Genomic DNA, 20,467 nt, shown 5'->3' on the forward strand with positions numbered 1-20,467 from the left:
TTCCTCAGTTACGGTTGCTACAGAATTAGGGAAAATCACTCATCGCAATAATAGAGTTGTTGCGAAATCAGCTAAATAACTCATGAAACCGAATAGTTTTGAATGGTTAAAACGTAGACATTACAAGGGTTTGAACCACTTTAGGCGTTATTAAGCGACAATTCCAAAAAATCACCAGTGAAGTAACTAAATTGAACTGTGTTACAGCTTGTGCTAGAAGAATGCCAGAGGAATGCGATCGCACCCCCCAAAATACCAAATGCATATTGCATTTCTATGTCTTCCAGCATCTTGACCACCGCCTTGGCTAGCAAGACATGGGCAATTTGCTGACTTTCTTTGAGAAACGCAATGTCCAATTGTGACTTTCGCTGGACATTCGCAAGAAAAGAGGTAGTTAAAGATGACTTAGATGGCGAAAAAATCCCATACCCTTAGGACTTATGTATTGACAGAAACCTGATTGACAAGCGGCTTCATTCGTGTATAAGGTTTAGGGAAACTAACAGGAAGTTTTTATTTTATGAATAACATATGGATTGCACACAGAATGTGTTTCATTCGTCTATGTAGTTGATTGACAGATGCCTGTTGGAGTTAAGTTTGCTAATTTTACAAAACTTTTGCAACTCAAGATAAGAAACTTAAGATAAAGATAAGCTCTTTTTTTCCTATGACATTCTCCCCTTCAAATTTCAACGTGCCTGTACAAATGTATTATTAAGTCTAAAAGGCTTGATACATGAGGAATAGCGCGATTTCAGACTTCAACAGCGTATATTTGTAAAAACTGGTTTGTAAGTGATAAGCTGTCGCGTCTTTAATTTTCGAGAGTGTTCTCGTTGCAACAAGGGTTCCAGACCATAAAAAGTGCAAGTTACACGCGCGACAGCTTATTGAACCTGTGCTTTGAGTAATTGCAAGTTTTATTTAGGAGAATACGCTTGAGTCAAAATTTGATCCTCCCTAACCCTCTTTAAAAAGCAGGCAATTAGAACAAGCCTTTTTACAGCAGTTTTCAAATAGACATCTCCATAAATTAAGTTTTCATCTAGACAGGATAAGGGTTTGAGATTCTTTTTCGGAGATGTCTAATGAATAGACCACGCGCAGACCACTCTCCTTGAAAGAGAGGGCTTTAAATTTCCCCCTTACTAAGGAAGAGAGTATATGAAAATATATTTCCTAAGAGTTGTTTGGGCTGGTACAAAAGATCATTACAGCCTACCCTGGCAAGGATTTTATCTTAACGAGCGTGCTACTGGGATTTACCACCCAATTCTCAAGTAATTTGCCCATCGTCCCTCTGCAAATTACTTAAAATAGCGAGTTGGTTGAGAATGGTGCAAGATGCAAATTTTAGCAAAGTTAGCAAAACCTATATCTACATTCACTATCGGCTAAAAGCCCCTTATATTACAACTTTGTCTAAGATCCAATTAAAAAACACAAACTTTTCCGCTTAAGTTTTCTATCTTAACTGGTCAAAACCTATCTTGAGATAGACAATTATGTGCAAAGCCCTTAAGAGAAATAGTTCCTCTGTGCGCCTCCTACCACTAACCTACCGTGTAGTACCTACCCAGTAATGTACGGGGGCTTTCCCTCTAATTTTGATGACTGCTGTATGTACACATTTTGGACAAGAACGCTTTTACTTTTTGATTTCTTTTGAGTAAGGAGCGTATAGTTACCAGAAGCTTAATTTTCTTCGCAACATCATATCATATCTATTCACTAAATCATAGCACTTCCAGGAAAAAAGTTAAAACCTTCTAAAAATTTTGTTCATCCATGTTGATGTTTCTATGAGCAGCCTTTTCAATATAGTGAAACTCGTCTAGATTTTTCGGTTCAAAGCCTTGTTACATATGCATTTAATCTTAACAGCATCTAAAAATTGGGATGCGAGTCATCGGTTTTATAACTCTTTGCCGCCTCGCTCAGTCATCAGTTTGACAACTAGCTTTGTAAAAACTACCCCATCCTAATATCGATTCCACTTAAGGTTGCACAGAAACTGGGTTGTCCAAACTCTTGTAAAACAAGGATTATAGGCATTCAGGATTAAGTGTATACACATAGAAAATTGGTTTAAGGTTGTAAAGACTTAAAATGACGAAGCGAACCAACTACTACAATGATCTGTTAGTAGATTACTCTAAGCCGGAGCTAGTTTCTAATGAACTAGCACTAAAACTACTCAGAGATGCAGAGACATATGTTTCTCTACGTGATCATACCTTACCTAAAATAACTCTAGAATACAGCTTAGAGCAAGTAGAACAGGAAAATAAACATTGGTGGCCATCTCACTGTGAAGCGCTGCGACAAGGACGGGGAGATATTTTAGCAGCTGAGTATGCCGACAGTCTTGTTTATTTCTGTGCTGACGGACCTTTTTATGGCAGAGCTGCTGCGATAAATAGAGAAATAAATTGGTGGGCAATTCTCGCTCAACCAAGTGTAACAATAGCTTGGCCAATTATTATGTTCAATAGCGAAGTCGTCTACTCTGAATGGAATTGTTTTGACGATGAAACGAACGAAGTCATCGCCAAAGGAAACGAGACTTTGCTTCGACGTGGACATAGAGGTGGATGCTACTTAAAATGCGAGCAAATTCACTTCTCTGGCAATGTTTATGCCTCTGATGAGTTGCTGTATTGGATCAGGCGCTGACCAAATCAGTTACCAGTGAAGAGTTGTAAATGAATGAAGATAAAGTATAACAGTAAGCGAATTTATTTTTGGAGATTAATTGACAAATGACTTGAAATGATAAATATTTAAACTCTACTTTAGTTCAAAGCATCTGATATGAAATCCAAATCTATTTAATACAATGAACGAGGCTAAAGTGATGGACTCTAATTACTTATTAAATGGCATTGACTCTTATAACGTTAACATCGCTATTAATACGGCGATACTGACTAGTTTTGAAAAGTTATTGCTTCAGTCCCAACCTTTGCTAAACCATGTTTTTCGGTTTATTGAGACAAATTATCATAATCCGATTAGTCTTAGAGAGGTAGCTGAAGCAGTCAGTCGCTCCCCTGCCTACCTCACCGACCTTGTACGGAGAGAGACCGGAAAGACTGTACTCTGTTGGATTGTAGAGCGCCGGATGGTAGAGGCACGCCGTCTACTTCTGGAAACAGACCAGTCGGTAGAGCAGATTGCTGAAGCTGTGGGCTATCTCGATAGACGCCATTTTGGTCGCCAGTTTCTCCGTCTTCACAACACGACCCCGCAAACATGGCGAAGGTCGCATCGGAGTAAGAGCATCCCACGTTGGGAAAGAGTCCCACAAAAGGCAAGCTCAAGCGAATTAATTAACCAGGAACCCACAACTGTGACTTTTGCAGAAGCTCAACGATTGCAGTCTTGTATCCAAGAGATTGCTGCGATTTTTAATAATAATGCCGTTGCTGATGAAGTACTTATGTTAAAAAGCGACAATGGTTCTGTTGCAAAAATAGACAATGGTTCGATACAAATTACCTTAGTATCAACTTGCTAATGGTGGTGAAATGATTTTCGACTTTTATTAAAGTCTGATAGATTTACATTTCAGCATTATCCAAGAATAATTTTTGAATTGTAACAAGACTAATCTATAAGTTTTTGAAGTCTATAGATTCAAGTTTTGTTCGTGTAGCAATGCCCTGGGAAGGTATTGATAAAAAAAGTGGGATGTTCCCGATGGAAACATGGTTTGGAATTTCCTCTCACTGACACCATAATCTACCCATGAGGCATTCTTCACAAGTTAGATTTACGGTTGACTTGTCAATAAATACCTAGTCTTTACACTGTTTTGTAAATAGCCTTTAAGTTCTTAATCTTACAAATATGAATACTAATTTAGTTGCTGCGGTAATTAATAATAACCTTAAAGACGCTAAAAAATTAATTGAAACTGGTGTAAACGTTAATCAAACAGACAGCAGTGGAAATAGCCTCTTGATCGTCAGTTCTGCTAACGGTCAATCAGAAATGGTGAAACTACTCCTCGACGCTGGTGCTGACATTCACGCAGTTGACTCAAACATGAAGGCCACTGCACTCCACGCCTCTGCCTATTTAAGATATCCAGAGGTGATGAAAATTCTGATTGAATATAAGATTAATATAAACGCTCAGGGTCCTTATAACGGATACACCGCCCTACACGATGCAGTTTGGCAAAACAATATTGAAGGAGTCAGGCTCTTGGTTAATGCAGGTGCTCGGTTAGACATCAAAGGCAAGAACGGAGACACTCCTTTAGATATTGCCAAAAAAAATGGGCGTAAAGAGATTGTTGCCATGCTTTCTCCCGGATTTCTCACAAGCTCTGAAAAAGCTGGGTTCCAAAACTGCTGAAATCTATACATGCCAAGCATTATAGCAGTTATAAACTATAACTCAACCAGCAATGCGATCGATACCAAAACAGTTCAGATTTGAACAGCCAAACTGGAACTATTTAGTGATACGAACCAGTACCCACATATTTGAGGGGAATCAATTACGTTTGTGGTTTTCCTCTGTTGCTTATGTTTTGATGAATGCATTGCGGGAACAATGTTTGGCGAAGACGGAACTACAAAACGCTCAAGTCGGAACTATCGCACTTCTTGTTTGAACATTTTTTTTGCAACGCGATGCCTGCGGCAAGCCGCTAAAAAGCGTCTACGCTATGAAACCTCTGTGAGACGGGAGTTTTACTTTTTCAACTTCATCGATAATCTGTGACGTGGAAAAAGTATTTGCAAAAAAGCCAGGGTTTTTGCCGCATAAAGAAAACCGAGTTCTGGCGTTGCATATTTGCGGGATGAATTGGCAGTTGCAAGCATTGAAAAGCCATTCTGCATTAGACAAAATCATCCTATGATTCAGCAACACCCGATTTCTTAATTTTGGATAAAGTCGAGCTAACGTAGTAGAGTCCTCTAACGCTAAAAGCCTGCTTTTGGCAGGCTTGATTTGCATATATACAACCTTCAGAATCCTGTTGCAATTCCAGAATTTGATATTATGCACGCTTGATTGCTTATCATAAAAACTCTCTGTATGAGTCTTAATTAGAAGAATCCTCCGCTCAGACTTATCTTTGCAAAGCGTCGGCTCCTTTCTTTTTCATATCAAGCGTGTTTGTTAAGTCCCTGATTACTTATCCAACTACTCCAGTTACTGTATTCATCGCTGGTTGTCGGAACCGCAAAGAGGTATACCACCACCATAAACCATGCGATGCTTTCCACCACTCACCAACAGTTGCACTATCATCAAGTTTCTCAAATTTCGGATTTTTGGGAAGAATAAAGTAGACGAGATTCGAGGTTTCTTCTAATGACTGAATCTTCAAATCAGCAGGAAAGGGTATTCCCATTTCTCCTTCAAATATGGATCTTGGATCTTTAAGGAGTTGCTGACGGAAACTTTCATTAGTCCAAGAGCGAACTATCCATAATGCTTGTAAACACTCTCTGTAAGCTCTAGCCTTGGTAGCACCACCAAGTCGGTAATAAAAATACCAAAAAGTATCGATAATTGGCCACCAGCTAGAAAACTGTTCATATCGATACCAATGCTCTTCAACTGGTGGAGTTGCAGGAAGTACAAAGTAGAACGTTTTCTCAGGTTCTTCTAATACTCTAACTTCTGTATCTCCAGGAAATGTAATTCCTGTTTCTCTTTCAAACACAGCTTTTGGATTGGTAAGTATTTCTTGCTTGAGTGATTGATCATTCCAAATGCGGTCAATCAGCCGTGCTTGTAAAGCTTCATAATAAGGCCCAAAATTTGTGATATCTACACCTGACCAAAGCTTTCTAACTTGAGGGAAGTCAGTAGAGCTATTTGTCAAAGAAGGATTTGTTGTTACCATTGTTAGCTGTTCTTTAAAAAGCGGGCTTGGTTGTACTACTAAAGAAAAATTAAGTCCTGTTAGATCGGTTTGGTATTATACTGGTTCAGCGGCTGGAACTACCGAAAGCCTGGGAATGAGGACGTTACCTGGCTGCTCTAAGATAAAACGAACACAACGGGCAATGTCTGCTGATTGCAGTACACCTCCTGAATAGATGAAATCCTTTTGCTGATCACCCCATTTGTCGTATAAGCCCGTATCTACAGTACCTGGAGCAATGCTTGATACACGAATGTCGGTTCCTGCAAGTTCCACGCGCAGGGAGTCTGTGAAGGCCTCGATCGCAAATTTAGTACCACAGTAAGCAGCCAGTTGGGGAACTGTTTTTAGCCCAGCAATACTTGAAGTATTAAGTAAAAATCCACTACCGGATTCCTTGAAGTGCCGCAATGCCGTGTAGCCTATCCTGTAAGCAGATTCTACGTTGACTCGAACCATCTGGCAGATTGCTTCGATATCGACAGCTTCAATTGGCCCCACAGTCATCACGCCTGCATTGTTGAAAACTACGTCAAGTTGGCCAAAGGTTTGGATGGCAAAGTCTACCAATTTCTGTGGCAATTCAGGGTTTGTGATCTCACCGGGAACGACTTTGGCATGTTGTAGATTCGAAGCAATGCGTTCAAGTTTGTCTTGCGATCGCGCTGTGAGCACTAAATTCATGCCTGCTGCGTCTAGCTCCTTAGCAACTGCTTCGCCGATACCACCACTAGCCCCGGTGATAATAGCAACTTTATTTTGTAAACTCATGCACTTCTCCTTTAAGTTTGTCGATGAATATCTTACTTTGGACTTCGGTGGTTCTAATGTTTTTTCCCTAGTAACTGAATTAATAGCGGAAACAGTGTAGTCACTTAACTTAAGTGTGTACTTGTTGTCTAAATAAAAAGAAGGACAACCACAATTTCTAAGCTATTTTTGTTGATTGCAAACCTGAATCTTCTTTAGTCTAGAAATTATAAAACACAATTACAAGGGTTAAAATTTTGAATAAAGGTTGCATTTTTTCGGTTCTAGTATCTGTAAAATTAACTTTTAAACTTGACTAATTCTTAAATTAGCAGTGTGTTGGAGAGAAATCTGTTAGTCACTGACTCATCAGATGATAAACTGCATACATGAAGATAAATTTAAAACTGCTGATTACAAAGTTAAGAAAAGTACTGCTCAAAACCTCTGATAAATATGATGACATAACAGCTTAAAATCGAGATTCAAATCCAGAAACCTAGATTACCTCTGAGTTTCTTAATTGCGAATTGCGAATTGCGAATTACGAATTGGCATTATTCTTCTCTCTTAATTTTGATAAAGTCTATCTTTCTTGTAACGATGACCCTTTCCCCTTGGGCCGAATGTCCAATCCTGGCACGCCAATATCTAGACGGAATATCCCTCCATAACCATCTTCTGCTTTTATGCCACCGGTCACGAATAGCTGGTCGAGCTTCGGACCTGCAAAAGCGCAGTTGCTAGTGGTGAGATTACCAGTCGAATATCGGCGGATCAGTTTGCCCTCAGGATTAAGAACCTGCACTTGACCCATGCCATAGTGAGCCACGTAAAGATTACCCATCGCATCTTGGGATATCCCATCAGGCTTATTGTCGATTTGCTCTCCCTGTTTGACAGGGAGTTGAGCAAACACTTTCTGCGAACTCACCTTTCCCGGAGACAGTACATCGTAGACCAAGATTTGATTTTTATTGCTCTCGCTAACAAACAGCCGCTTGCGATCGGGAGTGAGGATAATGCCATTTGCAAAATCCAATCCGGTAACGACTAAGTTAATTTTTCCTGTAGAATCCACATAGTAAACTGCGCCGTTTGGGGTCTGGAGGTTTGAGTTACCGGAGTCAGTGAAGTAAAAACTTCCTTCTTGTGAATCAATAGTAATGTCATTGGGATACTGCAAGGGCTTGCCATTAAATTCCTTCGCAATCACTTTCAAGAGCTTACCATCAGCATCTAACTGGACTACCGAGTTTTTGGCAGCGACAACATGAGTACCATCGGGCAGGATCTTGTGCCCGTTAGCACCTGGGACTTTAGCCCAGATTTTAGTGAAGCCTTCAGGAGTTACCACTGTGATTGTCCCGGCTTTAGTTTGAGAGAAGTAGAGGTTGCCCTCACCGTCTAAAACAATTCCCTCAGAGTATTTGTCGCTCTGCAAAACCTTCATTGGTGAGATGAGATATGCTGGCGGCAGTGTTACTTCAGATAAGGTAGCAGCTACAGCCGGATCTGGGAGCTGCGTTGCCGCCTGTGCAGAGGTAGATGTGGCGTTCTTGGAAATATAATGGCAAGAAGCTAGTAGCAAAATCTGTGCACAGCTGAAAACCATCAAAGAAAATTTCCGCATAACATTAAAACTTGAGATAAGTCGGCTTTGGTTGAGGTTTTTTTTGGTGTGTTTGGCATTTAATTTGAGGCACTTGCACATATTAATCACAAATGCCTCAGCTAGTTATCCGACAGTCTTCTAGTATCACATCACTTGCTTTTTCACTTATCATATATATAGCGGTAAGAATAAAGTAGCCTGGAATGCGTGGGAAGACAGAAGCATCTACGACGCGCAAATTACGTGTGCCGTAGACCCGAAACTTGCTGTCAACCACTGCCATTGGGTCGCTCCGAACACCCATCTTGTTACTGCAAGAGGCATGATGTCCCCACGCCTCATCCGCCACAAAGCGGGCTATGTCATCACGCGACTGAACCGTCTGTCCGGGCAATACCTCTCCTTGCGAGATATTACCTATTTGCGCGTTCATGCGGCGCACGAATTCTACACCCTCGACAACTGAGGCCAGATCTTCCCCTTCGGTGTCATTGCCTTCATCAAAGTAATGAAAATTGATTTTGGGTGTGTCCCGTGGGTCAGCAGAACGAAGCTTTACAGTTCCTGCACAGTTGCGAGTGTGTGCCTTGAGAATCGCCCAAGTGAATTGGTTCTTCACACGGGTAATTGGTTCAGAAAAGCCGGGATAGTAGCCCCGGAAAGGTGCTAATGCACAAAAGATGAAGAGGTCGGGCTGAGGACGAGCCTGATCAGACTTCCGAATATTACTGACGACAGTGTAGTTGCTTGTATAAATACCCTTTCCCTGTTGCCATTCCAAGAAGCATGGGTCTGTTGATAGATTCTGGGCTGTGCACTTTTGGGTAGTCTGAAAATCCGAATCCAACTGAGTTATGACGCCAACCTCGTAGCGGTCTTGAAGGTTCTGACCAACTCCTGGAAGGTCAACAATCGGCACGATACCGTGACTACGTAGTTCATCTTTCGGACCAATGCCAGAAAGCTTTAGAATCTGCGGACTGTTGAAGGTGCCCGCTGACAGGATCACTTCACGAGAAGCAAACATTCTCTTTCTCAAACGAGGCTCAGGTTGGTTAGGATTAGCTTGAGGATCGGCACGGTAGAGATGTGCACCCTCAAGGTACTCGACACCGATCGCCCTCTTACCTTTAAATAGTACGCGGGTTACTAATGTGTTGGTCTTGACAATAAGATTGTTGGGAAGTGCAGCAGCTGTCTCCCGAATCAGGTTACGCGGCCCGCGTCGCTGACCATTCCGGGTGGATATAGGGATGTTGTAGAGACCTTGGAGGTTCTGCACCACCCTAGACCAGTCATTGGGGTCGAGTTTTCCTTGGAAAAAACGGTCGAGAATGCTTTCATCTACACCTGCCTCTCGCGCTGCTGAAAGCAAAATACTCCGCAGCTTATCATCTTCAGAGAACATCTTAGGATCGGCAAGGTTAGTTGACAGCCAGCCGTCAAACCCGTGACGTGTGGGATTGTTCATTCCACGACCTGGCAAATCAACATAATTGCATTGTTCCAGCCGCTCAAAGTATTTTCGCATATTTTCTGCCGACCAGCTGCGATCGCCAGTGATCTGGGCAATGTTGTCCCAGTCAGAGTTGTTTGGATATACTGTAATCATAGCGCTGTGAACAGTACATCCACCCAGTGTGCCCGTTCGTGGATACAATACACCATCTTTCTCAACGATATACTTGCTGTCGCGGCGTTGACGCGCATCATTGGCATAGTGCCGAACGAAGTAGTCCCATCGCACACGGGGATCTTCGACGACGACCGGATTGAAACCGGGTACTGAGGCGATATCGTCACCTTGATCGTCACCTGCCTCAATCAAAACCACTTTGTGTCCAGCTTTCGCTAGATTCACTGCAAGGGGCCCGCCGCCAGCACCAGAACCAACTACGATGTATTCAACTGGTGCTGATGGACTTAAGGGAATAGATGAGTCCCACTGCTTCTTCAAACCAAAAGAGCGACCTGCTGTCAAACTAGAGAATAAACTGACTACACCAGCAGCATAAATTGTCGCTCTGCTAATAAATTTTCTGCGAGAAAACCTCTTATGAAACTTTATTCTGTTACCTGAAGCATATGGAGTAATCGCACCGTTTGTCTCTTTTTTATCTGGCATTTTTGTGATTCCTTCCAACTAATACAAATTTTTTTTCAAATTTAAATTTCGGTTTATGTTGGTACAGGTTTTGGTTTCTAATAGTTTGTTTGCATTGTGCTTACAAATTTGCAACTAAATAATCCAAACATATTGAAAAAATAACAGACGATTTTTAACCCTACACTCTTAAACGTTTAACCAACATCAATATGGTTATAATGCCTGGAATCGTCTGTTACTTTTAGTTGTTAAGTAATTCCTGGAGAACTCTGACTGAAATTCTGATGTATTCAGTTTGTGGGAAAACAAAAGACAAGTTCTTTAAAAGAACCAGATTCTTTTGTATTTATTGCGGTTCATCCTGAATAGAAGTATATGGTTGAGGCTCTATTAAGCGCTTTTGAACATACTCATGTCTGTATTGTGCAAGTTCTTGGTAGATTTTTTTGCGAGCTAAATTTAGACTACCCAGTGGCTCATGTTCAGGTAATGTATGCCAAGGCGAAAATGATAAACTCTCATCCAATCGCTTCCGTTCTTCAAAATCAAACTGCTGACTAGGGATTTTGATAGTAGCTACTTTAATAAATGGCGAATTACTTTCCTCCCACTCTTTCATAGGGTCTTCGATTGGGGTCTTCTCGTCATCCACATACAGCTGAACTAGGAAGTCAAGCTTGACCTCTTTTTGATCATTTGTCAGACATTGGACTAGAGTCTCACGCAAGTAATTATCCGAATCAGATTTTGACCCTTGAGTCTCATCCTTTAACTGCGGTTTCACAGAAAATTTAATCGCGTAAGAACCTAGTTTATAGGGAGTTGTACTCCAGTATTGGACATCGATTGGATTAACCACTTCCTTGCTACTCATTTCTTGGAGTAAGGCAAATGTCGGTTGCAGCGATTGTAGTAACTCCGGTGTTGCTTGCCCACTTCCCGCTTTACCAAGGTCAATATAGCCTTGGGCATCTCGAATAAAGAAAACTGGATGATTTATGAAGATAAAATCCTGAGTTTTTTCTTCATCATTTAAAACTTTTTCCCCCTCTACTTCCATAAGCTTAATTGCTATGGCACGGACATCAGGTTCTTGATCTGACTTTAGCTTGCCTCGTTTCTCTGGTGGTGAAGCATTGGAAAATCGAACCCAGATAGGATATGTTTTAGGTTTAGCAAAAATACCCACTTTCAAATTTTCAGAAATATCCTTCTCAACAATGAATTCTCCCCACACCAAACCATGACTTTTTGTGTGCATTTGTCGGAGGTCTGGGCCTTTTTCCTGTTGGTCTTTAAGACTGGCTGTTAAAACTGCATCAGTTGTTGCTTCTTGTTTGGAATTAGAAAGAATGATCATACATTTCTCCTGGCAAATCTTAGCTTAAGTAATTATCCAAATACTGAGATCGGTAAATCAGGAACGTTGGGAAACGAACTCAAAAAAAAGGGTTCCAGCCCTCATGAATAAGGAGTATTCAGCATTGGTTTAACAGCGCGATCGCTCTCATCAGTGCTAGTGGCATCGGGTGGAATGCTCAACTTAAGGTTATTTTGTGGTATGCCTGCATTTAGCTGAAATGTTCGTATAGCAAGGCTTCTAAAAAACTTTTTGGTTTACTGGAGATAGAAGAAAACACCGTTAACGGTAGCCATAGGCGTTCCAATTGTTTAGCACCCGTTCTTGAATCTCTGTAGGCCACAAGCTGCGAAACGAAGCTCGTACAGGCTTTTGAGTGGGTGTCCAATCATCTTGGCTGAGGCAGTTGTATATAACTTTGGTACTCATTAATCCCCTCTTTTCCTGTATACGTAGATAGACGGGAAGTGGAGCCATATCTTCCATCGGGAAGTGTATTTCGCCAGTTTCAGGGTGACAACGAGTAGCAAAAGCCCACACCACTTCGGAGGTGTTAGTTATATCTACATCGTCCTCCATCAGCAGAACTTTAGGAATGCCAAATCCGGCGTGAGATTTAAACAGAATTTTGCCGATGGTTTGAATTAACTCTTGAGAGTTGAAATTGGTTTTTGTCCGCCACTCCTTATGCATAGCAATCACTAGCCAGTGGCAAGCACTTTCTAGAGGCACATAACACATTGTCACTGGAAGTTGATGTTCGCGTAACTCATGGAGTGTCTGAGCAGCATGGGGCAGCCCAAAAGCCGTATGATCTTCCTCAACCGGTTCCCCTGCTGCCACAACCGGCAGGATCGGGTCATTGCGGTAGGTGATTGCAGTGACATTGTAAACTGGTTTGTCCGTACTCATCCCAGGCCAGGAATATCCATCGTATTCGCCCATAGGCCCTTCTGGCCCTGTTTCAGTATGGGAGAGTGTTCCTTCAACTACAATCTCGGCTGTAGCAGGAACAAATAAATCTACAGTCTCACACTGCACAACCTCGACAGGTTCACCCAAATAAGCCCCAATAAAATCTGACTCGTTTACATATGCAGGAATAGGCATACCTGATACAAAAGGAATCACTGGTTCACAGCCAAGAGCAAGTGCGAAGGGCATGGGTTTATTCAATGCCTTCCACATCGCATGGATTTGTCCAATGTGCTGCTTTGGAGAGACGATTCCGGTCATCCGATTCTTGTCTAAAATCATGATTCGGGCAATAGACCAGTTAGTCCACTTTTTATCCGGTGTCTGTGCCGCAATCATGCCAAAGGTGTTTAGGTAGCGTCCGCCATCCCACCCATGAATCAGGGGAGCTGGCAAACGTAGTAGGTCTACTTGGTCATAGAGGAAGATGTTTTCTTTGCAAGAACCGCTTTTGACTGGCTTTGGCGGAATGGGCGTTTGATGATGAGCTTGTGCCAAAGCCTCAATAATTTCCTGACCCGTTGCATCTGGATTCAGACCTAGCGACAGCGCAACGCGACATAGATAAAGCCCTGGTTGCCGACTTACACCAGCTGGTGCACCCAGCACTCGGAAGCCCTTTTCAATCTCTTTAATAGTGTTGAACAATGGTGCAGGGGATTTGAGATCGTAAGAACGGCGGATAATCGCGCCAATCTCAAGATTCCAATCTACTTCTTTATCGATTTCTTGGATCTCGCCGATCGCTTTTAAAGCATCAATGTATTCTCTAAGACTCTTCAGATGCCTGATCATTTACTTGCAACCTTTTTCTTTTCTAAATCTTGTTTCCATAGGTACTCATTAACTTCTTCACCCCAACGCTTAACACATCCCGCGTCAATATCGAACAGATCAAGTACTCTGCCAACTGTGTGGTTGATGATATCGTCCAATGTTTCCGGGCGAGTATAAAAAGCAGGCATAGGTGGTGCAATGATACCTCCACTTTCTATGACTGCGAGCATACTTTTAAGATGACCGGCGTGGAGGGGTGTTTCACGCACCATCAGCACCAGGCGGCGACGTTCTTTAAGTACCACGTCAGCAGCACGGGTAAGCAAATTACTCGTCACACCAGTAGCAATTTCTGACATGGTGCGAATAGAACAGGGGGCAATTACCATTCCCATTGTCTTAAATGAGCCACTAGAGATTGCTGCTCCGATATCCCAAGTTGAATAATTGATATCAGCTAACTTCCGTAAATCTTCAGCAGTCATATCAGTTTCATGGGTGAGAGTTTTGTGGCTTGCTTTTGACACAACCAAATGACTTTCAACATTTATTCTTTTCAACATCTCTAATAATCGGATGCCGTAAACTATTCCTGTTGCACCACTAATGCCAACAATTAAGCGTCGTCTCTCGACCATTTTTTATTTCCTGTTAAAAGATTGACATTGGTTTAAAACATCGCCTTGCAGAGATGAGCAATTAACTATGAATATCTTCTGCAATGATTTTGTCCAAACAACGTTCTGCTAAAGCTGCAATGGTAAAAGAAGGATTAGCACAACCCGCAGAGCCTGGAATAAGTGAGCCATCCACAACATAAAGTCTGCGGTATCCGTATACTCGCCCAAATGGGTCGCAAGCTTTTCCTATTGGAACTCCTCCTAAAGGATGGCCAGTAATAGCAGCATCATTATTTTGGGAGGTTGACATCATCATCATACCTTCTTTAGTTTTATGCCGAGGTCGTCTACCAAAGTTATTGATGCTATTGTCAAGGGTATTGAAAAGTCTTTCTGTCTTTTTGACGATCGCATCGTCTACAGATGTTGGCCAATTTAAGTTGACGGTATCCGTAGACGGATTATACTTAAACGTGCCAGCTGGACTAGGAACACCCAGACCCAGACAAGATTGTATGCCCTGAGCATTGTTCCCCAGTTCAAGACTCTCTACAACTATAGGAGTTGGCCCCTCAAGCTGTTCAATAGCAGCACCCGCAGTTCCTCCATTACCTGTCACAGGGCCTAAGTCCGATCTAATGGTAATGTTGTCTCCATTAGTTCCCCAATCTTTGCCAACGAAGTTGTTCAAGTAAGGTAATGTGCCTTTTTCTCTAGCCTTAACTAAAAGTTTAGAAGTACCGACAGAGCCAGCTGCTACGAATAAATAGCGGCAGGTAAAGGTTTTTTTCCGAATAATTTGCCCTGACTCATTAATTTCATTGCAGCAAACACGATATTTTTTCTCACCACGGATCTCGGCAATATCTGTAACTACGTGTAGAGGTAAAACATCTACATGACCAGTATTTTCTGCTTGCGGAAGATAATTTTGATCTAAACTATTTTTTGCTCCGCTATTAACTCCCCACCAACATTGACCATCTATAGCAGAAGGTACTTTTGAGCCATGAATTTCTTGACGAACTGTATCCCAATTTACAGCTAGATCCAAGAGAAAACTTGGCAAGCCTGCCTTGTCTGCATTCTCTAGGAAAAATCGGGTTTTGCCATAGTAAGTAGTAGCTAAAACATCCTGTGGAATTGGTGATGATTTCAGCATTTTTTGAACTCGAGGATAATAAATTGAATCTAGTTCATCATAGTCAACAACAGCACGGTCAAATACCTTATAAAATATTTGGCGTTTAGGTTTGTAAGTAATAGCGTTATAAACTAGCGAACCACCGCCAACACCAGCACCATTGACAACAATAATTCCTTTTTCCTGTAGTGTTTCAAAGACTCCTGTATATACATCTACGGTATCACCAAACACAGATGTTGAACTTAGCCAAGCGGCTCTACCATCAGGTTTATTGAAAGTAGCAAAAGTATTTTGGCTAGGTGTAATAGGCCAGCGCTTACCTCGCTCTAAAATCAATGTGTCAATACCAGCCTGTCCCAAACGTAAAGCAGCAATAGCCCCACCGAAACCGCTACCAATTACTAGTGCATCTATATAATCATCACTAGCACGAGTCCGAAGAGGAGAAACAACTGAGGCTGCTACACCAGCAGAAAATAAAGCAGCACTCTGAATAAAGTGGCGACGCCGAAATTTTTGATCAAACATACAAGTATTGAAATTTTGATGATAGATTATGACTAGAAACAACTGAAGCAATTCAAAACAATTTAGGAGCTTATATTTCTTGTTGAAACTCCTATATAGTTTCAATTTGTAAAAGCTGGTAAACACCAATATAGAGGCGATCGCAGTTATAAATTTTCAGTAAATAAACAAATTAAACTACTCGTCAAAGTTGTCCAAAAGACTTATTTTTGAAGAAGAGACAGGGCAATTAGTTTTGCTTTTTTACTTAGCTTTATGGGTAACAAAAATCGCCTTAATATCGGTGAATTACTGTAGTTTTTGGAGTTAGCAAAAGAGGACTTTTGAGCGTGTTGGCAAACACGCCGTAGTTATCTCTAGTTACCCAACTACTCCTGTGACTGTATCCCCAGCTGGTTGACGGAACCGCAATGAGGTATACCACCACCACAAACCATGTGATGCTTTCCACCACTCACCAACAGTTGCACTATCATCAAGTTTCTCAAATTCCGGATTTTTGGGAAGAATAAAGTAGACGAGATTCGAGGTTTCTTCTAATGACTGAATCTTCAAATCAGCAGGAAAGGGTATTCCCATTTCTCCTTCAAATATGGATCTTGGATCTTTAAGGAGTTGCTGACGGAAACTTTCATTAGTCCAAGAGCGAACTATCCATAATGCTTGTAAACACTCTCTGTAAGCTCTAGCCTTGGTAGCACCACCAAGTCGGTAATAAAAATACCAAAAAGTATCGATAATTGGCCACCAGCTAGAAAACTGTTCATATCGATACCAATGCTCTTCAACTGGTGGAGTTGCAGGAAGTACAAAGTAGAACGTTTTCTCAGGTTCTTCTAATACTCTAACTTCTGTATCTCCAGGAAATGTAATTCCTGTTTCTCTTTCAAACACAGCTTTTGGATTGGTAAGTATTTCTTGCTTGAGTGATTGATCATTCCAAATGCGGTCAATCAGCCGTGCTTGTAAAGCTTCATAATAAGGCCCAAAATTCGTGATATCTACACCTGACCAAAGCTTTCTAACTTCAGGGAAGTCAGTAGAGCTATTTGTCAAAGAAGGATTTGTTGTTACCATTGTTAGCTATCCTTGAAATTAATGGTATGGGAAAGATAAAACTTGTTTGGTATTACGGGTTTAGCAGCCAGAAAGACCAAAAGGCTGGACTTGCGTGTTGTAAACTCGATGCTAAACGTTCGAGCTTGTCTTATTTTGCCGTGGCTAGATCAAGCTTCTATTAATCTAACGATTGTCTTTATTTTAAAAATTACAAAACATGATTGCAAGGGTTAAAATTTCGTAGGTAGTTTACATTGTTTTGGTGTGATCCTTTAAGGGTATTATTGACTCGGCAGTAAGCTGAAGAGGCAATTAAAAAGGCTATGACACTAACTCAATAAGCTTCATGACCCTTTGATAATACTTTTGCTTGTGTAACTGTTTAACTCTTTAAATTGATGATTTGCCGAGATTTTACTCATTAATATCATTAATATAATTTCTAAAATCAAAGTAAAAAAAATACAACCTTTTTACGAAAATTTGACCTTTGCATCTGCGTTTAATGCCTCATAATCTTAGATTGTGGCTCAAAATATTTTTTCTATACCTTGATTTTTTAATAAATTACGGATTTAAGTTAATTTTGTAAAAATTTGTAAGAGTCTTATTACTCGAATATCTTATTCAATCAGTTTTATTAATTGTTTAATTCCGATCACTAAAACAGAGGTTTATTATGCCTTTTCTCAGATCTAGCGGCATTTTGCTACACCCTACTTCTTTTCCTAGTCAGTTTGGTATTGGTGACTTTGGATCGGAAGCTTATCGCTTTGTTGATTTTTTAGTAGAAAGTAAACAGCAGCTTTGGCAGATATTGCCATTGGGGCCTACGGGGGATAGCAATTCTCCTTATGCTTCTTATTCAGCGATCGCCGGAAATCCACTGTTAATCAGCCCAGAACTCCTGTATAACAAGGGATTACTAGCTGAAGATTTCACTAATTTACCAAAATTCTCCACTGAAAGAGTAGATTTTTCGCAGGTTATCCAAACCAAGATACCGATACTGCAAAAAGCCTGTAAAAACTTCAAAAATAATGCAAAATCAGAACAAGAACAGGAATTTAAGGAGTTTTGTGAGGGTCAGGCTTACTGGCTAGACGATTATGCCTTGTTTATGGCGCTCAAGGATGCCCATAATGGTTCTAGTTGGAATACTTGGGAGGTGGCGATCGCTCAACGCAAACCAGAAGCGATCGAGCAATGGCAGCAACGACTACCAGATGAAGTTTTTTACCATAAATATCTACAGTTTGAGTTTTTCTCGCAGTGGTCACAACTGAAGCACTATGCTAACCAGCGCGGGATTCAAATACTAGGAGATATCGCAATTTATGTGGCTCACGATAGCGCCGACGTTTGGGCTAATCCCGGAAACTTTTGCCTTCATGAATCGACAGGTGAGCCAGCACTAATGGCAGGAACACCACCAGATTACTTCAGCGCTACTGGACAGCTTTGGGGTAATCCTGTCTATAACTGGGTGCGGCTAGAGGAGGAGAACTTCAAGTGGTGGGTGCAGCGCTTCCAGTCCATACTTAATTATGTAGACTTGATTCGCATTGATCACTTTCGGGGATTTCAAGCTTATTGGGCTGTAAAACAGTGCGAAACAACTGCTATGAATGGTAGATGGATTGAAGCTCCTGGAGAGGCTTTCTTTGAAATACTCAAACAGAAGTTAGGCAAACTGCCAATTATCGCTGAGGATTTGGGAGAAATTACACCACAAGTATATGCTCTACGAGACAGATTTGAGTTTCCCGGCATGAAAATTCTTCAGTTTGCTTTTGGCGATGCTTCACAAGCTGAAAAGCGTTTTTTACCGTTCAGTTATCAGTCTAATTGTGTTGTGTACACGGGTACTCATGATAATGACACGACAGTTGGCTGGTTCAATCAATTGTTACCGTCAGAAAGAGAACAAGTCTTGAGTTATTTGGGTTGTAAGAGTGAGTGTGGAATCCACTGGGATTTGATTCGGTTAGCATTAAGTTCTGTAGCTAATCAGGCGATTATTCCTCTACAGGACGTTTTGGGATTAGGTACCGAAGCTCGGATGAATTTTCCTGGCAAAACTGTAGGTAGCTGGGGTTGGCGATATCAGTCTACAGCTTTAACGCCAGAGATTAGCGATCGCCTCAGAGCAATGACTGAAACTTATGGAAGGGTGAGCGGATAATCGACCTGACGGCTCTTCTTTATCTGAAACTGCTATGTTTTGCCTCAAAACCATCTTTGGGGGAAAGTTAAGAAGACGCTTTTTTGAGAATCAAGCAGTCGAGTTATTTTTGCCATGTGCTGCACTTAACTGCATGATCCAGTTAGGCAAACCAGATAGTTATAAAGTGGAAGACTAATTACTAACTTTATTGAGAGAAGGTGTGTCTTTTTTCTGTTTCATACAACAAAGCCGCACAGTATTGGAAGCGCCAGCAGTAGATCAAGTGAACCAATCTGAACCGCGCAATCGCATACCCGTTTCACCAGTTTCACTCAAGGCATTTCGGATTAGCCCCAATTTGTCAGAAATTTTTTGTTTGATTGAATTCATAGTCAGTCGAAATAAATCTGTGAACAATTGCTAATTACTATTGACAATACTTCAAAAAATTTGATTAGAAAAATAATTTAAGATTAAAATTTCCTGAATTCTTACTTACATTGTCAAGTTATTTCAAGCATTTGTCGAGCATCTATTACCAAAAAGATGCAACCTTAGAGCGAAAAATAAACCATTGCACTTTTATTTTGTGCTTTTTAAATTTAGATAAAAGTAAGTAGATAAAAAATATAAACTTTCTGCAAAATATTGACCCTTGTAGTTATGTATTGCTCTCTCTAAACTTATACATAAAGACTTAAAAATAAGTCACCTACATTCCAAATTAAGAATCTAGTGACCCTAAGAATATTGAACCAATATGATACCTAGATCCCTTGGTGGGAAAAAAATCGCCATTCTTGTAGAAAGTGAGTTCATTCCTGAAGAAATTGAAGCATATCAAAAGCGCTTCTCAGAACTTAAAGCAACAGTACATCTGATGTCTAGACTCTGGGATCAGCCAAGCGTTCGCTTTTTCAGTGATGAAGATACGGGCAATACACCTCGAACGATAGACGTAAACATTGATTTTCAAAACGTAGATGTTAACGACTATGCGGCTGTGATTATGTGCGCTAACTATACTAGCGTGCGTCTGCGTTACTTTCAGCCACCAACAGGTCAGCTAATCAGTGCTGAACAAGTTCGCACTTCACCGGCTGTACAGTTTTATGCCAGCGCAATGGTAAATCCCAGGATTATTAAAGGCGCACTCTGCCACGGTCTTTGGATAGTGACACCAATTCCTGAATTACTCAAAGGCCGACAAGTTATCTGCCATGAGGTTGTCCTTGCAGATATTCTCAATGCTGGTGCAGTTTACACAACATCACCGTCAGGTGTTGTGGTGGATGGCGACCTTGTTACTGGTCGCTCAAAACACGAGGTTGAACCATTCATTGATGCGATTACTGAACAAATTCAACAATTATCTATTGCCACTAATCGCTTCTCAGGCAGAAGGACTACCACTTCTGTTTCAAGACTGAAAGTTGCAAGCTAATTATCTCAAAACAAATTCA

General features: G+C 41.1%; 15 protein-coding genes and 1 pseudogene. 6 read left to right on the forward strand and 10 right to left on the reverse strand.

The window, feature by feature from the left end:
- Positions 1–140: 140 nt before the first annotated feature.
- Entirely contained in the window at positions 141–359 is a 219-nt protein-coding gene (locus V7K30_RS23355) for a hypothetical protein (protein ID WP_335003334.1), read from the reverse strand.
- A gap of 1,756 nt (positions 360–2,115) precedes the next feature.
- On the opposite strand from V7K30_RS23355, the gene V7K30_RS23360 reads away from it, so the two are divergent.
- From V7K30_RS23360 to V7K30_RS23375, 4 genes and pseudogenes are all read left to right on the forward strand, one after another.
- The gene (locus V7K30_RS23360) at positions 2,116–2,682 is read left to right on the forward strand and encodes a hypothetical protein (RefSeq protein ID WP_335003336.1); all 567 of its coding nucleotides are present in this window, start codon (positions 2,116–2,118) and stop codon (positions 2,680–2,682) included.
- A 163-nt stretch (positions 2,683–2,845) separates the two neighbouring features.
- Positions 2,846–3,526, forward strand: coding sequence for an AraC family transcriptional regulator (locus V7K30_RS23365; RefSeq protein WP_335003337.1), 681 nt, complete (start codon positions 2,846–2,848; stop codon positions 3,524–3,526).
- 332 nt (positions 3,527–3,858) lie between these two features.
- A complete protein-coding gene (locus V7K30_RS23370; RefSeq protein WP_335003338.1) occupies positions 3,859–4,371 on the forward strand; it encodes an ankyrin repeat domain-containing protein in 513 nt (170 codons plus the stop codon).
- A gap of 109 nt (positions 4,372–4,480) precedes the next feature.
- Positions 4,481–4,624: pseudogene (locus V7K30_RS23375) on the forward strand (transposase); the annotation flags it as partial.
- A gap of 537 nt (positions 4,625–5,161) precedes the next feature.
- Here the strand turns inward: V7K30_RS23375 and V7K30_RS23380 are convergent.
- The 9 genes from V7K30_RS23380 to V7K30_RS23420 all read right to left on the reverse strand — a co-directional run bounded on the left by V7K30_RS23380 (position 5,162) and on the right by V7K30_RS23420 (position 16,855).
- Positions 5,162–5,878 (reverse strand): NHLP leader peptide family RiPP precursor, encoded by a 717-nt coding sequence (locus V7K30_RS23380; RefSeq protein WP_335003339.1) that lies wholly within the window; start codon positions 5,876–5,878, stop codon positions 5,162–5,164.
- A gap of 75 nt (positions 5,879–5,953) precedes the next feature.
- The gene (locus tag V7K30_RS23385) at positions 5,954–6,670 is read right to left on the reverse strand and encodes an SDR family oxidoreductase (RefSeq protein ID WP_335003341.1); all 717 of its coding nucleotides are present in this window, start codon (positions 6,668–6,670) and stop codon (positions 5,954–5,956) included.
- A 565-nt stretch (positions 6,671–7,235) separates the two neighbouring features.
- Entirely contained in the window at positions 7,236–8,264 is a 1,029-nt protein-coding gene (locus tag V7K30_RS23390) for an SMP-30/gluconolactonase/LRE family protein (protein WP_335003343.1), read from the reverse strand.
- Positions 8,265–8,379: 115 nt separating this feature from the next.
- Positions 8,380–10,389 carry a GMC family oxidoreductase gene (locus V7K30_RS23395; protein ID WP_335003345.1) on the reverse strand — a complete coding sequence of 670 codons (2,010 nt, stop codon included), beginning with the start codon at positions 10,387–10,389 and terminating at the stop codon, positions 8,380–8,382.
- Between the two features lie 328 nt (positions 10,390–10,717).
- Complete coding sequence (locus V7K30_RS23400; RefSeq protein WP_335003347.1) at positions 10,718–11,731, reverse strand: catalase family protein; 1,014 nt, start codon at positions 11,729–11,731, stop codon at positions 10,718–10,720.
- A 282-nt stretch (positions 11,732–12,013) separates the two neighbouring features.
- Positions 12,014–13,501: a UbiD family decarboxylase gene (locus V7K30_RS23405; protein WP_335003349.1), complete on the reverse strand. Its 1,488-nt coding sequence runs from the start codon at positions 13,499–13,501 to the stop codon at positions 12,014–12,016.
- Positions 13,498–14,121 (reverse strand): UbiX family flavin prenyltransferase, encoded by a 624-nt coding sequence (locus V7K30_RS23410; RefSeq protein WP_335003351.1) that lies wholly within the window; start codon positions 14,119–14,121, stop codon positions 13,498–13,500. Before V7K30_RS23410 ends, V7K30_RS23405 begins: the two co-directional genes overlap by 4 nt.
- 61 nt (positions 14,122–14,182) lie before the next feature.
- The gene (locus V7K30_RS23415; RefSeq protein WP_335003353.1) at positions 14,183–15,778 is read right to left on the reverse strand and encodes a GMC oxidoreductase; all 1,596 of its coding nucleotides are present in this window, start codon (positions 15,776–15,778) and stop codon (positions 14,183–14,185) included.
- Positions 15,779–16,138: 360 nt separating this feature from the next.
- Positions 16,139–16,855, reverse strand: a complete 717-nt coding sequence (locus V7K30_RS23420) for an NHLP leader peptide family RiPP precursor (protein WP_335003355.1) — start codon at positions 16,853–16,855, stop codon at positions 16,139–16,141.
- A gap of 661 nt (positions 16,856–17,516) precedes the next feature.
- On the opposite strand from V7K30_RS23420, the gene malQ reads away from it, so the two are divergent.
- Both malQ and V7K30_RS23435 read left to right on the forward strand, forming a co-directional pair.
- Positions 17,517–19,022: a 4-alpha-glucanotransferase gene (gene malQ, locus V7K30_RS23425; RefSeq protein ID WP_335003357.1), complete on the forward strand. Its 1,506-nt coding sequence runs from the start codon at positions 17,517–17,519 to the stop codon at positions 19,020–19,022.
- A 742-nt stretch (positions 19,023–19,764) separates the two neighbouring features.
- Complete coding sequence (locus V7K30_RS23435; RefSeq protein WP_335003359.1) at positions 19,765–20,448, forward strand: DJ-1/PfpI family protein; 684 nt, start codon at positions 19,765–19,767, stop codon at positions 20,446–20,448.
- The last annotated feature ends 19 nt before the right edge of the window (positions 20,449–20,467 follow it).

The sequence above is a fragment of the Nostoc sp. genome (assembly GCF_036917655.1).
GTDB lineage: Bacteria > Cyanobacteriota > Cyanobacteriia > Cyanobacteriales > Nostocaceae > Nostoc.